This is a genomic window from Embleya sp. NBC_00896 (genome assembly GCF_045207785.1).
In the GTDB taxonomy this organism is placed as follows: Bacteria; Actinomycetota; Actinomycetes; order Streptomycetales; family Streptomycetaceae; genus Embleya.
Genome location: NZ_CP108777.1, coordinates 106,339 through 125,296, shown reverse-complemented (window position 1 = coordinate 125,296; position 18,958 = coordinate 106,339). Strand labels below are relative to the sequence as shown.

The following is an 18,958-nucleotide window of genomic DNA, read 5'->3' as shown; positions in this document are numbered from 1 at the left end:
AGCCGGGCCCCAGCTGGGCCAGGGACCTTTCGTCGAAGCACGAGTTGACACGGCTGCCCGAGGTCTTGCGGGCCAACCTCCGGCACCACCGGATCGTCCGCCGGGGCACCCATCCCTCAACCGCGCTGGCCTACATCGACGCCCGCAACCGCTTGACCAGGTGGTTCGCCAGTGAACGTAGTGATGAATCCGTTCGCCAGCGTTGGATCCGTCGACTCGACATGCTGGGCGAAGACCCTTTGGGTGATCCCAACCGTCCTACCGAGGCCCGGATCGAAGTGGTCACCTACCCCGAAGCCGTCGTTCTCACCGGCTTGTTCGCCTCGGCATACTGGCGAGACCACCCCCAACTGCCCACCGAAGCGGCACGGCGACTCAACATCGCACCCCACCAGCTTCCGCTGCGTGAGATGGGCGAGCCTGTGGTCGACGAGGGGATCTCACAGCCAACCTGAGTATCAGCGTCAATGTCAGTGGTGATTGCCATCATGGGGACATGAGCAACCAGAATCTGGCCACCGGCAGTGTCTGGCGGCTCCACCGCGGCGACCATGAGGTTGCGCGGCTGGCGGTGACCGGCGCCGATTGGCCCTGGATGCACGCCGACGTCGAGACACTTCCCGGCTTTGAAGAGTTCCGTCCGCTGTTCGCGGAGCAGGAGCGGGCCATCGACGAAGAGGCCTGGGAGCAGATCGACGAGTGCTACTTCCGGATCCGCAGTGCGCTCACCATGACGTTTCCCGACGGAAATCCCGTCGCCGAGTTCATGCTGCACATCCACGACGACGGCACCGCCGGCTGGCGCTGGCACGACGAGCCCTTCGACACGGTGAACCAGTGACGCGCTGGCTTCGCTGCTTCTGGGACGAGGAGGCCGTCTGCTTCTACTTCGAGCTGGACACGGATGGGCACGTGATCCGGCAGGTCGAGTTGCAGGAGCCCGGCAGCAAGGCTCTGGCCGCCGCGTCGCCGGCCGAGTGGCAAGAAGCCCAAAGTGCCGGTCAGCTGGCTGACTACGAGAGTGTCTACGGTCTGACTGCGGAACTACCCATCTCCGAGTGGGAGGGGCACGACCCGCAGTGGTTGTCGGCCGATGAGTTCGAGATCGTTTGGTCGACCGCCCGTCGGCAGCTTCAGGATCGTCAGCGGCGACATCCTTCCTGAGCACGTCCACTGCTGTGGCCTCTGATCAGGAAACTGCCATCTTCCGTGCGAAACCGGGAGTCAAGCGTCTCACCATCCTGACAAAGCCCTGCTCAGGTGGCATTATCCCGGCGTGATCCATGAGACACGCCACCAGCACCACCTTCGGATCATCCGCGACGCCTCGTCACTCCACCAGTGAGTCGCAGGTCAACCTGTCACCCCGCAGGTCAACAGCCCCGCCTCTGCAAGATCTAATGAGACGGGACAGTGGGTGCTGCTGCTCAGCGCTTCGTCTCGTACCTGGTCAGGACCACGCCGCCGGGAAACGTCCGCGTCTCCACCAGGTTCAGGTTCACCCAGCTGTCCAGCGCGGTGAAGAACGGCGTGCCGCCGCCTACCAGGACCGGATGGGCGGCGATCGCGTACTCGTCGATCAGCCCGGCGCGCATGGCCGCCCCGGCGAGCGTTGCGCCGCCGATGTTCATTGGGCCGCCGTCCTCGGCCTTGAGCCGGGTGATCTCGGCGATCGCGTCGCCGGTGACCAGGCGCGTGTTCCAGTCGACTTTGTCGATCGTCGAGGAGAACACCACCTTCGGCGTGTCCCGCCAGTTCCGCGCGAACTCGATCTCCGCCGGGGTGGCGTTGGGCTGCTGGTCGCCGGTCGGCCAGTAGGAGCTCATCGTCTCCCACAGCTTGCGCCCATACAGCGACAGGCCACTCGCCTGCTCGTGGTCGAGCCACCACTGGAACAGCTCGTCGCTCGGCGGTCCGCTCCAGCCGATGTCGTCGCCGGCCGCGGCGATGTAGCCGTCCAGGGTCAGGTTCATGCCGTAGATCAGTTTCCGCATGGCTCAGCCTTCCGTGCGTGGGTGTCCGGCGTATAGACCCGCGCGGCGCGGGAAACTCATCGGTGCGCGATCCGGGCTCGCCGGTAGCCCTCGTGTTCGGGGCTCAGCGTCGTGTACTCGGCCGACTCGGACAAGCCGCCTGATCTCGACCTCGCCCTCGCGAGGAGAACGGGTGGCCCACCGAAGACCGACAGCGCCCATGGCGTGAGATCGAGCGACCGGCCACAGCCCGAGCCGGCGGCCGCTCGGCCGGCCGCGCCCTACGCCATCCGCCCCGAACACCCGCCGCCGCGCCGACCTTGATCGAACAGCGCGGGCCCGCGTGCGCGGCGCCACCGAAGGGACACACACCATCGTGTTTCGCGGCATCCTCCCCTGGTACTGCGGGGCCGGGTCCTCCGCCGCACATGACGGCCATTCGGTGTGGTTGCCGGAGACGGGCGGGAGAGGAGGTGGGTTGTCGTCACGGTGGCGGTGCGGGTGGGTAGGGCGGGGTGGGCAGGGGGCCGAGCGGTGGCGGGGCCGGCCGTGCGGGTGGTCGGGGCGGTACGGGGGGCCTTGCGCTCGCGGCCAGGGCTGCGATCTCGTCGGTGATCACTTGCGGTCCGTGAACGGTGTAGGGAACTCCGTGGGCGGCCGGTCCCGGGCGCAGATCGTGGGCGAGGGCCCGGAACATGCCTTCCTCGACGTAGTACATGGTGCGGGCGAGCAGCGTCCCGTCGTGCAGCCGCAGGTGTAGTCCCACCGTCCCGGCGTCCGTGCGCTGGGTGGTGCGCAGTGTCAGTGTCACCTCGGCGATGGTGCCCCAGGGCACCGACGTGGTGCCGTTCGCGTCGTGCAGGACGAGCGCGTCGGGGCGGATCTCGAAGCGCCGTTTGGCCTGCGCGTACGTGAGCCGGGCCGGGATCAGCGTGGCGATGAGGCCGACGGCGGCGATAGCGAGCGGGATGACCGTCTCCCGAGTCCGGTGCGGTCCCTGGGAGGCGGTGAGGCGGATGGTGAACAAAGCGCCGGCCAACGCCAGTAGGGCGATGCCGAAGGCCATGCCCACGGCGATCCGGCCGATACGGGCGCCCTGCCACACGATTCGGTCGGGCTGGGCCACCCGGTTCGCTCGCGCTCCGTCCATCACTTAACCCCCGTGTCGCGATGTGCCGGGCAGTGTACCGTCCGCGCGGACCGGCGGCCACTCCGTGGCACGATGCCTCCGCCACGCGGTGAGCGTGTCGAACACGGTCGGCTCCGGGGTGGTGGCACGGCGAACGCGCCATGACGTACTTCCGCTCACCCCGCGCAGCCCGGAAGTTCCTCGCCGCCTTCGGTCGGGTCTCGCCCCGCCTCCGGCCCCGCCGCCACCTGATGACCGCACCCGCGTCCCGCGCCGAGATGGACCACCCGCTTCGCCGTCCGGTACCGAATCACCGGCACCACCGGCACCACCGGCCTGCACGTCGACAACGCCATCATGACGGACCGGGCTCATCCGGACGGCGCCCCACCGAGGTGAGCGAGGACGACAAGCACTTGAGTTGCAGGATCGGGCGCCTGAGCGCCGAGTCGAGGGACGAGTACAGGCTCAGGCGGAAGGCCCAGGCGCCGTCCGTGGTCGCGGGTCGCTCGCGGGTGCTCCAGCCGTCGAGGGCCGAGGTGAGAGTCGGGATCGTCGTGCTGTCGTACAACCCGACGGTGGACTGCACGACGGGCAGCAGCGCCGTCACCGGCGGCTCGGCGGGGACGAGGGTGTACTCGTACCGCGCGCCGATCGCGATCGTGCGGTCGGTCGGGTCGCCGTCGAAAACGGCCGCGAACATCGGGGCGAGGGGTTCGTTGGACCACGGGTCGATCGGGATGGCGCCGGTGATGTCGATGAACGGCACCACGGGCTCGCGGTAGCCGACCGTGGGTGTCCGGTACACGAAGGCCGGTGCGGTGTCCGGCCGGCCTGCGCCGAGCAGTCGCGCGTTGCGAGTGACCCGGGCGTTCGCCGACGCGTTCTGGTAGGCGGCGACGTGCACGGGCGGGAAGGTCAGCTCGCACGTGAGGAGGGTGAACGCCTCGACGGTCTGGAACGGGAAGGCGTAACACTGGCAGTGGTCGGTGTCGGTGCACCCGCAGCTTTCGGGGTCGACGGGCGTGAGGTCGTAGCGGTCGCCGGCCTCGGTGACGCAGACGATCTCGGGCAGGCCCACGTCGTCGGGGCCGGACTCCACGGTGTGCGTCAGCCGTAGGGTGGCGTACCAGCCGTCCTCGGCGTCGAGGCCGAGGGTGTAGCGGTGGATGGCTTCCGGGACCGGCCCGCCGCCCGCGATCGCGGGGACCGCCGGCGCGGTGGCGGGACCCTGCCCCCAGTGCGTGGTCCAGGCCTGGGCGACGGCCGAGGCGAGCGTCCGATAGGTGCCCAGGGCGTTGGTCAGGGCGGTGCGCCGGTCGGTGCCGGCCTGTTCCCAGTCGGGCAGCCCGGCGAGCAGGCCGAGCAGCGGGGCGGACACCGCGGTGTACTGCGCCAGCGCGGTGAACAGGTCGTCATCCGGCGCGGCGGCGGTCGAACTGGGGGACTGGTTGTAGCTGACCCGTAGTTCGACGGTGTCCTGTTCGGCGGACTGGTGCTGCACCGAGAGCCGGTACTGCCAGTGCAGTGCCTCGTCGAGCCGCGCGGCCGGGCCGGGGACGAGGGCGTGGTGGTCGAGCAGGATCGGCATCGGCGGGTACGCGCGCAGCGGGATCGGCACGCGCGGTGCGCCGAGGTCGAAGTCGAGGGCGGGCGGCGAGCCGGATCCGATCGGCGTGACGAAGCTGAGCCAGTCGGACCGGTCGTAGCCCTCGATCTCCGGTGTGATGCCGAACTCCAGTTCCAGGACGGCGAAGTCGAGGATGAGGTCGAGCGCGGCGTGCGCGGCCTCGTCGGGGACGGTGATCAGGAAGCCGACCTGGGAGTCGCCGTCGGCGAGCGAGACCTTGCCGTTCGACACGGTCGCGGTCCGCAGCCGCGCGGGGACGCGGGTGTCCCCCTGAAATGCAGCGATGGCGCACAAGAACCGTCACAGACCCCATTCCCACGGCAGCGCTATCGGATGACGCGACGTTGTGCACCGAAGCCGAGGCGGGCGGCCGGCCGGGCACCGGCTCGGCCGGCCGGCGCGACCTGACGCCATTCACGTCCGGCGGTCCTGCCCCAAGGATCACCTTCCGCCGGTCACATGATCCGCCGCTCGGGCTCTGGGTCAGCGTTCAGCCGGTGTCGACGGATCGGCGGCCTGCGCGCAGGCGGGTGCCGAGGTCGCTGACCTGGTCGAGGTGGCGCAGTTTGTCGGGGTTGGAGATGGAGTGGATGGTGTGGATCCGGCCGTCGGCGATGCCGAGTGCCATGACCGCGACCAGCCGGTCCTGCGCGTCGTACGCCTTGGCACCGGGCTGGCCGTTGACCTCGGTGAGTTGGATGCGCACGCCGTAGCGTGCGTGAACGGAGAACCCCGCCAGGACGGTGCGTGCGACGCGCTCGCAGCCGTTGACCGATCGGCCCAGTGCCGGGACCCTGCCGCCGCCGTCGCCGTGCAGCGCCACGTCCTGGGCCAGTAGTGCTTCGAGCGCCCGGAGGTCGCCCTGGTCGGCTGCGGCGAAGAAGCGCTGGGCCAGTTCTTCGCGTTGCCGCCGCGAGGCGTGGTAGCGCGGTCGGCGGTCGCGGAGGTGGTTGCGGGCCCGGGCGACCAGGTGCCGGGTGCTGTCGACGTCGGTGCCGATGATCTCGGCGACTTCCGCATACGGGTAGTCGAACACCTCACGCAGCAGGAACGCGGCCCGCTGGTGCGGCGACAAGCTCTCCAGCAGCACCAGGAACGCCAGTGACAGCGAGTCGGCGGTCTCGGCGATGTCGGCCGGCGTCGGACCGGTGACCAGCGGCTCGGGCAGCCACTCGCCGACGTACTGTTCGCGCCGCACGCGTGCCGAGCGGAGCTGGTCGATGGCGAGCCGGGTGGCCAGGGTGGCGATGTACGCGCGCGGCGAGGCGATCGGCTCGTCCCGTTGCAGGGTCTGGTGCATGCGCAGGAACGCTTCCTGGACCACGTCCTCTGCTTCGCTGACGCTGCCGAGCATCTGGTAGGCGATGGCGAACGCGCGCGGGCGCAGCTCGTCGTACAGACCGGAGGCGTCCACGCGTTCGGCATCGGGGTCCGAGGCAGGCATACCGAACTATCCCAATCCCTCGATGAAACCCGTGCGCCGGCTCGGATACTGCGGGGTCCAGTCCAGTTCGCGCTTGGCTTTCCCGCTGGAGATGCCGCGGGCCTGCGTCATCATGTTCACCGGGGCCTTGCCGGCGATCGCGCGGACGAGCCAGGCCGGTACGCGGCGCGGCGGCCCGGCGCCGAGCGCGCGGGCCAGTTCCGGCAGCCAGACGTGCACCGGTTCCGGGTCGTCGTCGGCGACGTGGTAGATCCCGGACGTGCCGCGTTCGACGGCCGCGACCGTGGCGGATGCGGCGTCGGTGATGTGCACCAGTGACCACACCCCGCCACCGCCGCCGACGATCGGGAACTTCCGCTTGCGGATCTGCTCGGTCATGACAGCGTCCGGCGCGGTGCTGATGCCGGTGCCGGGGCCGTAGAAGGCGCCGTAGCGGATCGCGATGCCGTCGCCCCAGGTGATACCGGTCACCGAGGTCTCCAGGTGGCGCAGTGCGGCCACGGCCTCCCGGGCGTCCGCCGGGGGGTTCGGCTCGATCCGGCCGCTCTCGTCGGCGACCGGCCCGCCGGTGCGTTCCATCCACATGGCGTTGCTCTGCGCCACGAACCTGCGGACGCCGACGGCGCGCGCGGCGGCCAGCAGGTGGTCGGTGCCCTCGGTGCGGAGCCGGTTGGTGGCCGCCGCCATCCGCTTCACGTTTTTGAAGTTCGCCGGTCCGCCCAGTGCGGTGAGCTGGTGGACGATGACCTCGGGCTCGGCCCTGGCCACCGCGTCGGCCACCGAGTCGGGGTTGAGCGCGTCGACGACGACCGGTTCGGCGCCGAGCGCGCGCAGGGCATCGGTCTTGCCGGCGGAGCGGGTCGTGCCGACGACCTCGTGGCCGCGCGCCACGAGTTGGGCGACGAGTTGGGTGCCGATGGCGCCGGAGGCTCCGGCAAGGAAGATCTTCATGACATCTCCGTTCGTGGTGTTCACCACCAAAGACGAAACGCCCCGGCATCCCATGACCAGCTGTGATCCAGTTCACAGTGCGATGCGGCTGTGCCGCCACAGGAGGCCGGTGCGGAGCTGCCCCGCCCGCGCCGCGCAGGTGAGCCGGCGCCGGGCCGGGAACCTGGTCCAGCCTCGGGAAGTACCCGAGGTACTGGTACGACTTCAACCACGCCGCCAACGCCGGCAGATGCGGACCAGTGGTCGTCTTCTCCCGCGCCTACGCGATCTCACGGAATCTCGGGCGTTGGGTGAAGCCCGCGGCCCGCGGCGGCGTGGGGTGGCCCGGTCATGGGGTGGTCGATGTGGTGCGCACGGCCGCGGACGGTCGTGCGCGCCTGGTGTCATTGCCGGGTGATCGGGGTGTCGGAGACGGTGATGGTCCAGCTGATTCCGTGGGGGGCGAGGAAGGTGAGGAAGCTGGTCGGGTCGTATGCCTGTGCCGGGGCGAGCACGCCTGGTTCGGCGCCGTCCGCGGCCAGGCGGCGGGCGGCTTCGACGGCGATCACGGCTGTGATGCCGTAGGTGTCGTGGCCCCGCACGACTCCGCGGGCTGATCGGCCGTCGCGGCTGACGGCGTCGATGAGGTAGGTGAACCGCTGGGTACGGCGGTCCTCCTCGGTGGGCCCTTCGGGCAGGCTGACGGTGATCTCCTCGATCGGCCGGACGCGCTCGGCGAGCAGGTGGGCGATCAGGTCCCCGGGGACGCAGCCGTCGTTGGCGGCGGGGACGACGATGAACGCGGAGATTATCGCCGGTCGCGCATGACGGCTCGGCCGGCGAGGGCGGTGGCGGAGAAGACGAGTACGAAGGTGAACGTGACGATCCCGGTGTACGTGAAGGGATCGATTGCGGGCATGATGCGGTCGCCGTTGCTCAGGGCGTACGTCATGGCGAACAGGCCGGGCAGCGCGAACGCGGTCCCGACTATGCAGGCGGTGGCGCCCAAGATGGCGGCTTCCCAGCGCAGGATCGAGCGTCGTTGGTGTGGTGTGGCGCCGACGGCCGCCAGGAGCGCGAATTCCGATCGGCGGGAGAGGGTTGCTGTCACGAGGGAGTTTGTGACCGCGATGGCGATATAGCCGAAGAGGACCATCAATATCAGCAGCCCGAACTTGTCCTCGCCGCCCGAGGCGCCGTCGGCGTCGGCGTCGGCGACGGAGGCGGACCGGGTGACCTCGGCTCCGGGCACGTCCGCCAGGTCGTTGCGGATGCGGCGTTCGACCCGCGCCACCGATTCGGATGCGGGGACCGTGACGGCCAGACCCGATGCGAGTCCCGAAGCGGTGGCCGGCTGCAGGTCGCCGAGTGGGAGCAGGACGTCGCCGAAACCGAGGCCGCGTTCGTACAGCGCGCTCACGTGCCGCTTGATCGACTGTCCGTCCGCCAGCACGATGGTGACCTCGTCTCCGACGTGGGCTCCCAGTTGTGCGGCACCGAGAACGCCGAGCACCACGTCGCCCTGCCGGAGACGGATCGGACTGTTGCTCGTGGGCTTGAGATCGGCGTAGCGCTCCACTTGGTCACCGGCGATGCCGAGTGCCTTCAGGGTCTGGGGGCTGTTGTCGCTGCCGGCGGGCGGCTGCACGATGACGCCGGTGGTCACGAACGGGGTGGCGGAGCCGACCCCGGGCACGCCTCGCACGAGTTCGGTCGTCCGGTCGCCGACGCCGGTACTCGACACGGTGACCGTGAGGTCGGTGCGCGCGCCCGCGTGCGCCTGTGCCTTCGACACGGCGCCGACGGTCGCGGCGCCGGAGAGCTGGACCGCGGCCAGCGCGACTCCGAGGACGATCGGGGTCATCGCGCCGCCGACGCGGGCGGCCCGGTGGCGAATGCTGCCGAGGGCCATGTATGCCGCGGCGGTCCGCGCGGCCGGTCGGCGCACGATTGCGGCCGCCGCGCGTACCACCTGCGGACTCAGCGGACCGATCGACAAGGCCATCACCAGTCCCGAGATCCCGGGAAGTCCGCTGGCCACATCGACGTTGGATGTGTAGGTCGGCGCCAGGGCCATCACGATGCCCGCCGCGAGGAGCACCACTCCGACGACAATGCGCCGCGCCGTCCGCGGCGATCCGGACGGACCCGTGTCGGCGCCCTCGAGTTGCGCCAGCGGACTGCTGCGTACGACTCGGCGCACCGCGACGCGCATGGCGATCTCCGCGGCGACGAAACCCGTCAGCATCGCCACGATGAAGGGGAACGGGCCGAAGACCGGCTGAAGGGTGCGGGGCAGCACCCCCCAGGATCGGATGGCGTCGATCATGACCGCTCCCACGAGTGGTCCGGCGAGTCCGCCGAGGCCCCCTGCCAGCGCGGCGACCACGCGGATCTCCGCGCGAAGCAGCCGCTTCACCTGTCGTGGCGTGGCGCCGACGATGCGGAGCATGGCCAACTCGCGTGATCGCTCGCGGATCTGGAGCGACGTGAGAGCGATGACGGTGAACACGGCGACGATGAACGCGACAGCGCCGAGCGCGCCCGAGGCGGAGACGAGTGCCGCCGTCGCCCGGCCCTGGGAGACCGCCTCGACGGGCCCCCGGGCGCTGCGATCCCACAGCCGAGCGTCGGCCTGTGGGACCAGGCGAGCGAGTGTCTGCTCGTCGGGCATCGCCTGCGGCCAGACGCCGATGACCGCCACGCCGCGATCGGGGTTGCCGCGCGTCCCGATCTGCCCGTCGCTCAGATAGACGTCCGGGACGTCGACTCCCGTGTCGTCGGCTGTGGTGGTGCCCGCGAGCGTGTACTCGACGGACCGGTCGCCGAAGCCCAGCGAGACTTTTCCCCCGGTCGCCAGGCCGTGGGAGCGGGCGACGTGGCCGGGCAGCACGATTTCGTCCGGCCCGACGGGTGCGTGTCCCGAGGCCAGTTCGCGGTTCCCGAGCGCGAACGCCGACCAGGGATGCGCATCCACCGGCTCGGCGTCGCCGGCCCGGGCTCCAAGGATGGCGGGCACGATGCGGTCGGCGACGACGCGGGACGCCGGCAGCGCCGCCGCGATCTCCTCGACCAAGGAGGCAGGCAGCAACGCCCGGCCCGGAACCGTCATGTCGACGTCGCCGCTGACCGGCACCGACTGCCGGGATGCGACCAACAACGGCGCGTTGTCGTACTCGCCGGTGGAGACCTGGCCGCGGACGCCGGTCTCCAGGAGTACTCCGAACGCCCCCACGAGAACAGCCGAGAAGAACACGGTCACGGCCAGTGCGACGACCTGGCCCGTGCGCGCTCGCAGCGTCAGTCGCGCGAGCTTGTTCACGACCGCCGCCCGAGGTCGGTCAGGGTTGCCGCGATCTGCCCTTCGGTGGCCCCGCGAAGTTCGCCGTGCCGGCGTCCGTCGCGGAGGAACAGCACACGGTCCGCGACCGCCGCGGCCCGCGGGTCGTGCGTCACCAGCAACGCCCGCTGTCCGAGGTCGGTGACGATCGAACGGAGCAGGCCGAGTATGACGTCGCTCGACGCGGTGTCCAGCGCGCCGGTCGGCTCGTCGGCGACGATCAACTCCGGGTCCGTCACGAGCGCACGCGCGAACGCGACGCGCTGTTGCTGCCCCCCGGACAGTTGTGCCGGTCGACGCTCGAGTGTGGCACCGACACCGACGGTCTCGGCCAGATCCCGTACGCGGCGCTGGTCGATCCGTCGGCCGGCCAGTCGCAGCGGCAACGAGATGTTGTCGGCGACGGTAAGGGACGGGATCAGGTTGTAGGACTGGAACACCACCCCGACGTGCGAACGTCGCATCTCGGCCAGTTGGGCCTCGTCCAGACCGGTGATGTCCGTGCCGCCGATGTGGATCGAGCCGGTGTCGGGCTTTTCCAGGCCCAACAGGCAGTTCAGCAAGGTGGTCTTGCCGGAGCCCGACGGTCCCATGATCGCGGTGAAACTCCGCGGCGCGACGGAGAGGTCGATGTTCGTCAATGCCCAGAACCGTGTGGCATCGGCGCCGAAGCTTTTGCTCAACCCGCTGACCGTCACGGCGTGGGCGTCATGGTTTCCGGGGTGTTCGCCCCTGTGCGCTTTCACGCAATCGACCGTAGGTTCGCGGTGCTTGCGACACAGTCCCCCGCGCACCCGACCTGCGGTGGTACGTGCGCCCACCCGCATGGTGGTGCCGGCTATACCCCTCCCGGCGGGCGGCCCGACGGGCTCTGCCGGGGACCTGGCGGTACAAGTAGGCTCACCAGGTGAGTTCCACCGAAGGCGTCGACACCAGGCAACGACCACGAGACGCAAAGTCCGTCCGGCGATCGGCTCTTTCGGTTCGGTACCTGGCGGCCGGCACCCTCTCCGGGCTGTACGGCCTGCTGGTTCTCGCGGTCCTCGTGGCGGTGGCCGCGCTGTCGGCGGTCGGTGTCGGGCTCCTGCTCACCGGCGCCGCGTCCGGGCTGTTGCGGCGCTGGTGCGACCGTGAACGCGTCAGGGTCGGACGGGCGCTCGGGCGGCGCATCGGTTCCCCGTACCTGAGCCCTGCCGCCGCCGGGCCGGACGTCGCCCGCCACCGCATCGCCGACGGCACACTGGCCCGCGACCTGGCCGCCGTCCTCCAGCGGATCATCGTCGGGATCCCGCTCGGTGTCGTCACCGTCCTGCTGCCGTTGGTGTCACTGCAAGCGCTGGCACTGCCGACGTACTGGTGGGCGATGCCGGACGGCAAGCCCGCTGACCAACTGTTCGAGATCACGTCGTGGTGGCTCGCACTGGCATCAGGCCTGATCGGGCTCGCCGGACTGGCCGCGTGGTCGATCGCCGCGCCCGCCGTGTGTTCCGCCGACGCGAAGCTCCTTGAACTGCTGCTCGCACCAACCCGCGACCAGGAGCTCCGGCTTCGTGTGCGGATAGAGGAGCAGCGCCGACGTTCGGCCGTCGACCTGCACAGCGCCGAGCTGCGCCGAATCGAGCGGGACCTGCACGACGCGGCGCAGAACCGGCTGGTCGCCGTCTCCATGTTCATCGGCACCGCGCAACGGCAGTTGAGCACCGGAACCGGCGATGTCGCGACGGCACTGGCGAAAGCACAGGACGCCAGCCGCGACGCGCTGGCCGAAATGCGTCGCATCATCCAAGGCGTCTATCCACCGGCGCTCGCCGAAGAAGGTCTGGTGCCTGCATTGGGACTGCTTGCCGACCGGATGCAGATTCCCGCCCGGCTGCGGGTCGACGCCCCGGCACCGACACCGGCATCCGTCGACGCCGCCCTGTATTTCTCGGTCGCCGAGGCGCTGACCAACGTGGCCAAGCACAGCAACGCGACGGAATGCGACATTCACCTGAATTGGAAGGAGGACAACGGCGAGATGCGCGTAATCACCACCGTGACCGACGACGGACACGGCGGCGCCGAGCGGTCGAAGGGCAGTGGCCTGGCCGGAATCGAGAGCCGGATCGGGGCACTCGGCGGCACGGTCGCCGTCGCCAGCCCACCCGGCGGGCCGACGTCGGTGCGGATGGAGCTGCCGTGCGAGTCGTGATCGCCGAGGACGACACGCTGCTGCGCGAAGGTCTTGCGGCGCTGTTGTCCGCCGAGGGCATCGAGGTGGTCGCGGCGCGTGCTGACGCCGATCAGCTGTACGAGACCATCGAGGAGTTCGACGCGGGACTGGCCATCGTCGACGTGCGGATGCCGCCGACGTACACCGACGAGGGTCTGCGCGCCGCGATGCAGGTCCGCGCCATGCGTCCCGGCTTCCCGATGCTTGTGCTGTCGGCCCACGTGGAGACCAAGTACGCCGGCGAACTGCTGGCCGACGGCGCCGGAGCGGTTGGCTACCTGCTCAAGGAACGGGTGGGCGCCGTCGAGGACTTCCTGCGCACCATGGACCGCGTGGTCAGGGGCGAGACCGTCCTCGACCCCGAGGTCGTGACGACCCTGATGCGCCGCGGCCGCAGTCCGCTCACCGCCCTCACCGCACGCGAACGCGACGTGCTGCAACTGATGGCCCAGGGCCACCGCAACGGCGACATCGCAGCCGAACTGCACGTCACCGAGGCCGCGATCCACAAACACATCCGAAGCATCTTCAACAAACTCGGCCTGCTCGCCGACGACGCGGGACACCGCCGAGTACTGGCAGTCCTCACCTACCTACGCGAGCAGTGACAAGCCACGATGTGCATCACCGACCCAGCCGGCCAACGACCCCCGCCCCATTCGGTGGTGGCGCCCCTTCTGCGAATGTGACGGCCCCGGCTCCGCCGGAAATCCGCCACCCGGCCGGCCGCGTCCTCACGGGCATCGATCGGCTCCGAATACCCACGAGACGGCAGATGGCGCCCGGCAACCGGACAGACCAGGACACCCGCAGCGCGCAGGGCACATGACCGGTGTTGACCAACGGCCGGCTTACCGTCGGCATTCTCGGACACCCGCGTGTCCGTGCCTGTGAGCAGCCCCCTCCGTTCCTGAGCGTTCGGGGCGGCGCGAGGCCGTCACCGACGCGCCTTGTCAGGCGCCCCGACGCGGTCAGGAGTACCAGGAGGCCTCCGTCGGCCGCGACCGCCGGGGTATTTCCCGGGCGGGCATGGGCCTGCGTTCGCCACCCGCGAGCAGGATGCTCACCGGATCGCCGCCGAGAGCGCCCGGGAGCGTCACTTCGACCTCGATGCCGCGAGGCGGGTCGGTGGGCAGGATCGCGGTCATCACTTGCGTCCGGGCGCGGTGGCCGTGGACGCGGGCGGCGGCGACCTCCTTCCCGTCCACGAGGAGCTCCAGCTCCCGCGTCCCGCCCATCCGCAGGCCCACGGTGACCGAGCAGCCGGCGTGCTCGCAATGAAAGTGATACTCGCGGCTCATGATCGCCTTCCCCAATAGCCGGGCGAAAAGGTCCCTCCACTCCATAGTGGCACCGGGCGGCGGCCGCGCCGGCCCTGGATCCGCCCCCGTGATCGTCTGCGTGCTCGTGGCGTGTCACGAGGTGATGACGCTCCGAAATCGGCTGTGACGCGTATTCCGGGACGGTCACTTCCAACAACCGGTGCCCCGGGTGAGGTTGGGCGTTCAGCGTCGTTCGCATGGAGGACGTTGGAGGGTTCCGAGGGTTGGTGTGGCCGGAGGTCGAGGACCTGGTGGTGGACGGGATCCGGGTCGTCGGTGACGCGGTGCGGGTCGACGCGCATTGTGGGCGCCCGACCCCGCCGAACAACCACGACTTCGTATGGCCCAAAGGGGTCCAGATGTGGTCTTCGAGCGGGCCCAAGACGGCGCGTGCGTGCGTGTCCTCCCTTTGCCGGGCCGGCCGGCGCTCCCTCAACCCCCGGGGAACTGGCGCCCGCCGGTGCTCCTCGGTCATGCTTCGGGGGCTGAGCCCCATGATCGGACGGAGTCCCGCATGATCGTCTTTGAAGTCCCCGCCGGTGAGCTCGTCCACGAGCTGAACCGCCAGGCCGCCGAGGCCGGTATCACCGACGCGGCGATCGTCTCCCTGATCGGGGCCGCCGACTCCTTCACCGTCTCCACCATGCCCGAAGGCGACGCGCTCAAGGACACCATCACCACATACGACCTGCCCGGTGAGATGACCGGAACGGGCGAGATCCGCAACGGCGTCGTCCACCTCCACGTCGTCATGGGCGTCGAAGGCGACCGTGCCATCGCCGGACACCTCCACGAAGCCTCGATCGGCACCCACTTCGCGCGCGCCTACGTCATCCCGGCCGGCTGACCGGCCCCCAGGTTCGGGTGCGCGCACCATCGGCCCCGTCTGTACCGGGTTCGCACGCCCTACCGTCACCGATATCCTCCGCGCCTGCCCTGCGTCGGCGGCTCCACCGTCCAGCCCGAGAGGTGATCACGGGGGCGGGCGGAATGGGCTGCGCGTGCCCGGCTCCACCCTGTCCGGACCGCCCTGGGCACCAACTTCGGCGGGCCGATCTGCGTGATCCGCTCGGCCTCCTCCCACCAGCTCCAGTGGGCCATGCGCGACGACAGGGGCGACAAGACCTGTAAGCAGTCCCGGACGCACCCGACTCCACCCGGACGGACCAGACTCCTGTCGCCGGGACGCGAGGAACCCAACTCCTACGCCGCCTGGTGCCGCAGACAAGGACCCGCCGTCCGGCGGAGCAATGCTCAAGACTTGTGGATCGGTCCCGGGAGGGCACGCGGAGGGCGTACATTCCCGAATGATCCTTGAGGTCTCCGAGTAGGCCCGCGTTGCAGCGCGGGTGCCGTCAGGCTCCGCACCAAGGTCACCCGCGGCGCCGGCAGCCCGGCCGCCGCCCTGGCGATGGTGTTCAAGCCGGTCGAGCCCGCCCAGGATCGATGGCGCGCGATCACCGGCGCCCACCTGGTCGCACTGGTCCGTGCCGGTGCCAGGTTCGAGAACGGAGTGCCGGTCGAGCGCGCGGAGAAGGCCGCTTGACTGAGTAAAGGACTACGGCGGCTGGACCTCGGCGGCCTCCCGGGCCATAGCGGAGCCATCCAGCTACAGAGGTCTGACCTATTCTCAGTCTTTCGCGACCGGACAAGGGGTGATCAGACATGGTTCTTCGGATCGGAGACGAAGTGATGGTCTCCTGTGAGGCGGCAAGGGCTCGGGTGGTCGCGGTGGATTCGCGCTACATCACTCTCGAATGGCCGTGGGGAGCGATCGACAACTCCACAAACTTCCGCTGGGACGGGAGAGTCGCCCTCCCATGGGGCGATTCCAACCACGAGTGGGCCCCATATCGCCTTGAGCCGGCAGCTCCTGCCCTCCGTGCGGGAGACATCTGCACCGTGTCCATCCCGCCGACCCGACTTTGTGTGGGGCACTACGAGGAGTACGACCCTCCGCGCAACCTCGGCTGGGCTCCCGCCCCCACCGCAGGGATCTATGTCATGCCACCGGAAAGCAAGGACGTAGAGGATGCGGGGTGCATGCTCTACCTGGGCGGAGCCGAGCCCTATCACGTGGAACCGGTCCAGGACTGAGCCCGGATACAGCAAGCCCCGGCCTCACCCGGACGCACACCACGCGGTCCAGGTATCGCGGTGGGCCACACGTCACCTCGTCCACAGGTCTTGACTATTGTTCCGCCCGGCGCCTACCCGGAACGCTTCACCGAAGTGGTAAGGCACGTCACCGCGTTCGCGGACCCGCTCCCGAGCGGCGCCGCCGGCTCGAGTACATGGCACGCGGCGACCGGCACTCGGGGATGAGCCCTTCGCCACCCGAGCCTCTCGGGCGCACCGACCCGACGAACGGTACGGCTGTTCCTGCGCAGGTGGGCCGTGTTCGCGGCGATCGAACGCCGTCCCGTCCCGGCCCGGCGTCTGCGGCCGCGTGATCGAGCGGCGGGTGGCGGTCAAGCTGCTGGTGCACGATGTCCGGGACACCTCCGGTGCGGCGCTGTTCCTCCGGGAGGCGCGGGTGGCCGGCGGCCTGAACCATCCCGGTGTGGTCACCGTGTACGACCTGGGCCAGGACCCGGACGAGGGAACGCTGTTCCTGGTCATGGAGTTCCTTACCGGCCGCGATCTGGCGAGCGTGCTGTCCGAGGACGGGCCGCCGCCGGTGGCCACCGCCGTGGGCTGGGCCGCGCGCGCCGCCACGGCGCTGGCGGCCGCGCACGACGCGGGCGTGGTGCACCGCGACCTCAAGCCCGCAAACCTCATGCTCACCACGACCGGCGACGTCAAGGTCCTCGACTTCGGCATCGCCCGATACGTCGAAAGCACCCACCACTCCAGCAGGGTCATGGGAACACTGGCGTACATGCCGCCCGAACGGTTCGACGAGCAGCCCGGCGACACCCGCTCGGACCTGTACTCCCTCGGCTGCGTCCTGCACGAACTGCTCACCGGCAACCCGCCGTTCGACGCCACCGGACCGGTCGCCATGATGAACGCCCACCTGCGCCGCGCACCGCGGCCGCCCGGCGCCCTGCGCCCCGGCGTCCCCACCGAACTCGACGACCTCATACTCGCCCTGCTGGCCAAGGACCCCGAACACCGCCCCGCCTCCGCCCTCGACGTCGGCAAGCGGCTGACCCGGCTCACCACACACCGCGCACCGACCCCCGACAGGGCCGGAATCTCGGCCGCAGCGACCAGGCAGAACCCCAGCCGGGTGTCCGACCACACAGCGACGACACCTGCCGATCACATCCGGGGCATCCGGCACGACCGGGGACCGACGTCCACGGCGCCCACGGTCACATCCCCCCACGTGGCGCCCGGCGCCACAGGGCTCGTCTACGAACTGCGCCGCACACTCACGAAGGACACCACCGTCCTGTCCGTGGACGCGGTGGCATTCAGCCCGGACGGCCGAGTGCTGGCGACCGGCGACGAAAACGGCGCCGTCATCATCCGCGACGCCCACACGGACGAACAACTACTGACCCTGGCCGACAAATCCGCGAGAGTCACAGCGCTGACCTTCAGCCCGGACGGCGGCACCCTCGCCGTCGGCGACCACGGAAGGGTCCACCTCTGGGCGACACATCCTCGAGGCGCGTTCGGCGCCACCACACAACAAACCACAAACGCGTCCCAGACCCGGCGGGGCATCGACGCCACCACGGCCCGCACGTCGAGCGGACCACCCACCTGATCCTCGAACTCCCCGTCGCCCGGGAACGCCCGCCCGATCGCCCGATACACCGGATCGTCCTGCCGCCTCGGCACCCACGACCCCTCTCGAACGCATGCCCCCGGCCCCGACGGCCCGCCCCGCAAAGGCAGCTCGCGTCTCCACGACCCACGATCAGGCGCCAGGCGGGCCGACGGCAGTGGCCGGGACGAACGCCCACCTCCACACCCGCCCGCCCCGCCCCGCCCCGAGCACGCCCGCCGCCGTGGACCTACGTCCATAGCGCCGTTGCGCCTGGGCCGTCGCTGATCGCCCTGACGAGATCCGGCCTCGCCTGAGCCCCCGCCATCACCCGTGCGCAGGTGTCGCGCATCGCCAAGGCAAAGCCCCACAGATGTGGCGGCAACGCGCCGGCGATCCCCGCGAACATCTCGACGGCGCCGGCTTCGTCTCGACCTCGACCGCGACACCCGCTTCAAGGTGGCCGGGGCGGCACGCGGTCAGCGGCGGCCGGTGGCCAGGATGACGAGGAACTGACCGCCGCCCGCCTCGATGTCGGCGGTCACCGGCAGCCCCGGTACCAGTCGGGAGAACCGGTCCACCAACCAATCCGCCGCCTCCTGGGCGTCCTTCCTGGTCGGACAACGGCCTACCATCTCGCGGCCGCCCTTGCGCTCCAGCCTTCCGGCAACGGTGATCAGCGGCGCGGGTTCGACCACGTACAGGTGGTCCGGCCAGGCGATGACCACCTTGACCGCGCCCTTGCGGGTGTTGCACCCGCGGTGCGCGAGCCGCTCGGCGACCTTGGCCTTCCGGTCGGCGGTTCGGCTGTCGACACTGGGCCCCCGCGGGTCGTTCACCGACTCGTCGGGGTCGACCGGTTCGTCGCACACCCAGCACCGCCAGCCGTCGCGCTCGGCTACATCATCAAGGAGAGTCACCCGAGCAAACTAGCCTGCCCGGCCGCCACCCCGGTGCACCAGGCCCATTGCCGGGACATCCGACGACTCACGGCCGAACTCGGCCGGCGGCTGCCCGGGCGGGCCCGAGGTTCGCCGCCACCCACGGGCTGTCGTCGAGGGCGTTCCGGATCAGCGCGGGCGAGCCGAAGGCCCACACCAGCAGCAACGTGCCGGACACCATGGCGGTGAGTGCGGGCAACAGGCGGCGGGCACGCCGTCCCCAGAACGCGACGAGGTTGATGCGGCCGTTGCCGGCCGCCGCCTCCTTGAGCAGCAGTCCGGTGATGAGGAACCCGGACAGCACGAAGAAGTAGTC

At 70.2% G+C, this 18,958-nt stretch carries 18 protein-coding genes and 2 pseudogenes; 9 read left to right on the top strand and 11 right to left on the bottom strand.

Going from position 1 to position 18,958, the window contains the following annotated elements; genetic code table 11:
* Positions 1-44: 44 nt before the first annotated feature.
* The 3 genes from OG928_RS33785 to OG928_RS33775 are packed head-to-tail and all read left to right on the top strand — an operon-like array spanning position 45 to position 1,164.
* On the top strand, positions 45-455 hold the full coding sequence (locus OG928_RS33785; protein ID WP_331765808.1) for a hypothetical protein: 411 nt from the start codon (positions 45-47) through the stop codon (positions 453-455).
* Between the two features lie 41 nt (positions 456-496).
* Positions 497-841 carry a hypothetical protein gene (locus OG928_RS33780; protein ID WP_331765807.1) on the top strand — a complete coding sequence of 115 codons (345 nt, stop codon included), beginning with the start codon at positions 497-499 and terminating at the stop codon, positions 839-841.
* On the top strand, positions 838-1,164 hold the full coding sequence (locus OG928_RS33775) for a hypothetical protein (RefSeq protein ID WP_331765806.1): 327 nt from the start codon (positions 838-840) through the stop codon (positions 1,162-1,164). The genes OG928_RS33780 and OG928_RS33775 overlap by 4 nt, the downstream gene beginning before the upstream one ends.
* A 263-nt stretch (positions 1,165-1,427) precedes the next feature.
* Here the strand turns inward: OG928_RS33775 and OG928_RS33770 are convergent, their stop codons facing one another.
* The 8 genes from OG928_RS33770 to OG928_RS33735 all read right to left on the bottom strand — a co-directional run bounded on the left by OG928_RS33770 (position 1,428) and on the right by OG928_RS33735 (position 11,129).
* Positions 1,428-1,994, bottom strand: coding sequence for a dihydrofolate reductase family protein (locus OG928_RS33770; protein ID WP_331765805.1), 567 nt, complete (start codon positions 1,992-1,994; stop codon positions 1,428-1,430).
* A gap of 463 nt (positions 1,995-2,457) precedes the next feature.
* A complete protein-coding gene (locus OG928_RS33765) occupies positions 2,458-3,123 on the bottom strand; it encodes a hypothetical protein (RefSeq protein ID WP_331765804.1) in 666 nt (221 codons plus the stop codon).
* 334 nt (positions 3,124-3,457) lie between these two features.
* Entirely contained in the window at positions 3,458-4,963 is a 1,506-nt protein-coding gene (locus OG928_RS33760) for a hypothetical protein (protein WP_331765803.1), read from the bottom strand.
* A gap of 259 nt (positions 4,964-5,222) precedes the next feature.
* The gene (locus OG928_RS33755; RefSeq protein ID WP_331765802.1) at positions 5,223-6,176 is read right to left on the bottom strand and encodes an RNA polymerase sigma-70 factor; all 954 of its coding nucleotides are present in this window, start codon (positions 6,174-6,176) and stop codon (positions 5,223-5,225) included.
* A 6-nt stretch (positions 6,177-6,182) separates the two neighbouring features.
* Positions 6,183-7,127, bottom strand: coding sequence for an NAD(P)-dependent oxidoreductase (locus tag OG928_RS33750; protein ID WP_331765801.1), 945 nt, complete (start codon positions 7,125-7,127; stop codon positions 6,183-6,185).
* Between the two features lie 383 nt (positions 7,128-7,510).
* Positions 7,511-7,708 carry a hypothetical protein gene (locus OG928_RS33745; RefSeq protein ID WP_331765800.1) on the bottom strand — a complete coding sequence of 66 codons (198 nt, stop codon included), beginning with the start codon at positions 7,706-7,708 and terminating at the stop codon, positions 7,511-7,513.
* Positions 7,709-7,914: 206 nt separating this feature from the next.
* Complete coding sequence (locus OG928_RS33740) at positions 7,915-10,428, bottom strand: FtsX-like permease family protein (protein ID WP_331765799.1); 2,514 nt, start codon at positions 10,426-10,428, stop codon at positions 7,915-7,917.
* The gene (locus OG928_RS33735) at positions 10,425-11,129 is read right to left on the bottom strand and encodes an ABC transporter ATP-binding protein (protein ID WP_406291384.1); all 705 of its coding nucleotides are present in this window, start codon (positions 11,127-11,129) and stop codon (positions 10,425-10,427) included. The genes OG928_RS33740 and OG928_RS33735 overlap by 4 nt, the downstream gene beginning before the upstream one ends.
* Before the next feature lie 224 nt (positions 11,130-11,353).
* Between OG928_RS33735 and OG928_RS33730 the strand changes: the two genes are divergently transcribed.
* Together OG928_RS33730 and OG928_RS33725 are read left to right on the top strand one after the other, a co-directional pair.
* Entirely contained in the window at positions 11,354-12,637 is a 1,284-nt protein-coding gene (locus tag OG928_RS33730) for a sensor domain-containing protein (RefSeq protein ID WP_331765797.1), read from the top strand.
* On the top strand, positions 12,625-13,266 hold the full coding sequence (locus OG928_RS33725) for a response regulator transcription factor (RefSeq protein WP_331765796.1): 642 nt from the start codon (positions 12,625-12,627) through the stop codon (positions 13,264-13,266). The genes OG928_RS33730 and OG928_RS33725 overlap by 13 nt, the downstream gene beginning before the upstream one ends.
* 363 nt (positions 13,267-13,629) lie before the next feature.
* On the opposite strand, the gene OG928_RS33720 is transcribed toward OG928_RS33725, so the two are convergent.
* Positions 13,630-13,959, bottom strand: a complete 330-nt coding sequence (locus OG928_RS33720; RefSeq protein ID WP_331765795.1) for a hypothetical protein — start codon at positions 13,957-13,959, stop codon at positions 13,630-13,632.
* A gap of 535 nt (positions 13,960-14,494) precedes the next feature.
* On the opposite strand from OG928_RS33720, the gene OG928_RS33715 reads away from it, so the two are divergent.
* The 4 genes and pseudogenes from OG928_RS33715 (at position 14,495) to OG928_RS33700 (ending at position 17,701) form a co-directional block, all read left to right on the top strand.
* A complete protein-coding gene (locus OG928_RS33715) occupies positions 14,495-14,827 on the top strand; it encodes a PCC domain-containing protein (protein ID WP_331765794.1) in 333 nt (110 codons plus the stop codon).
* A 507-nt stretch (positions 14,828-15,334) separates the two neighbouring features.
* A pseudogene (locus OG928_RS33710) lies at positions 15,335-15,526 on the top strand (IS256 family transposase); the annotation flags it as partial.
* A gap of 356 nt (positions 15,527-15,882) precedes the next feature.
* The gene (locus OG928_RS33705; RefSeq protein ID WP_406291381.1) at positions 15,883-16,077 is read left to right on the top strand and encodes a hypothetical protein; all 195 of its coding nucleotides are present in this window, start codon (positions 15,883-15,885) and stop codon (positions 16,075-16,077) included.
* A gap of 367 nt (positions 16,078-16,444) precedes the next feature.
* Positions 16,445-17,701 carry a serine/threonine-protein kinase gene (locus OG928_RS33700; protein ID WP_331765792.1) on the top strand — a complete coding sequence of 419 codons (1,257 nt, stop codon included), beginning with the start codon at positions 16,445-16,447 and terminating at the stop codon, positions 17,699-17,701.
* 479 nt (positions 17,702-18,180) lie between these two features.
* On the opposite strand, the gene OG928_RS33695 is transcribed toward OG928_RS33700, so the two are convergent.
* Together OG928_RS33695 and OG928_RS33690 are read right to left on the bottom strand one after the other, a co-directional pair.
* Positions 18,181-18,621 carry a hypothetical protein gene (locus tag OG928_RS33695; RefSeq protein WP_331765791.1) on the bottom strand — a complete coding sequence of 147 codons (441 nt, stop codon included), beginning with the start codon at positions 18,619-18,621 and terminating at the stop codon, positions 18,181-18,183.
* A gap of 106 nt (positions 18,622-18,727) precedes the next feature.
* Positions 18,728-18,958: pseudogene (locus tag OG928_RS33690) on the bottom strand (acyltransferase); the annotation flags it as partial.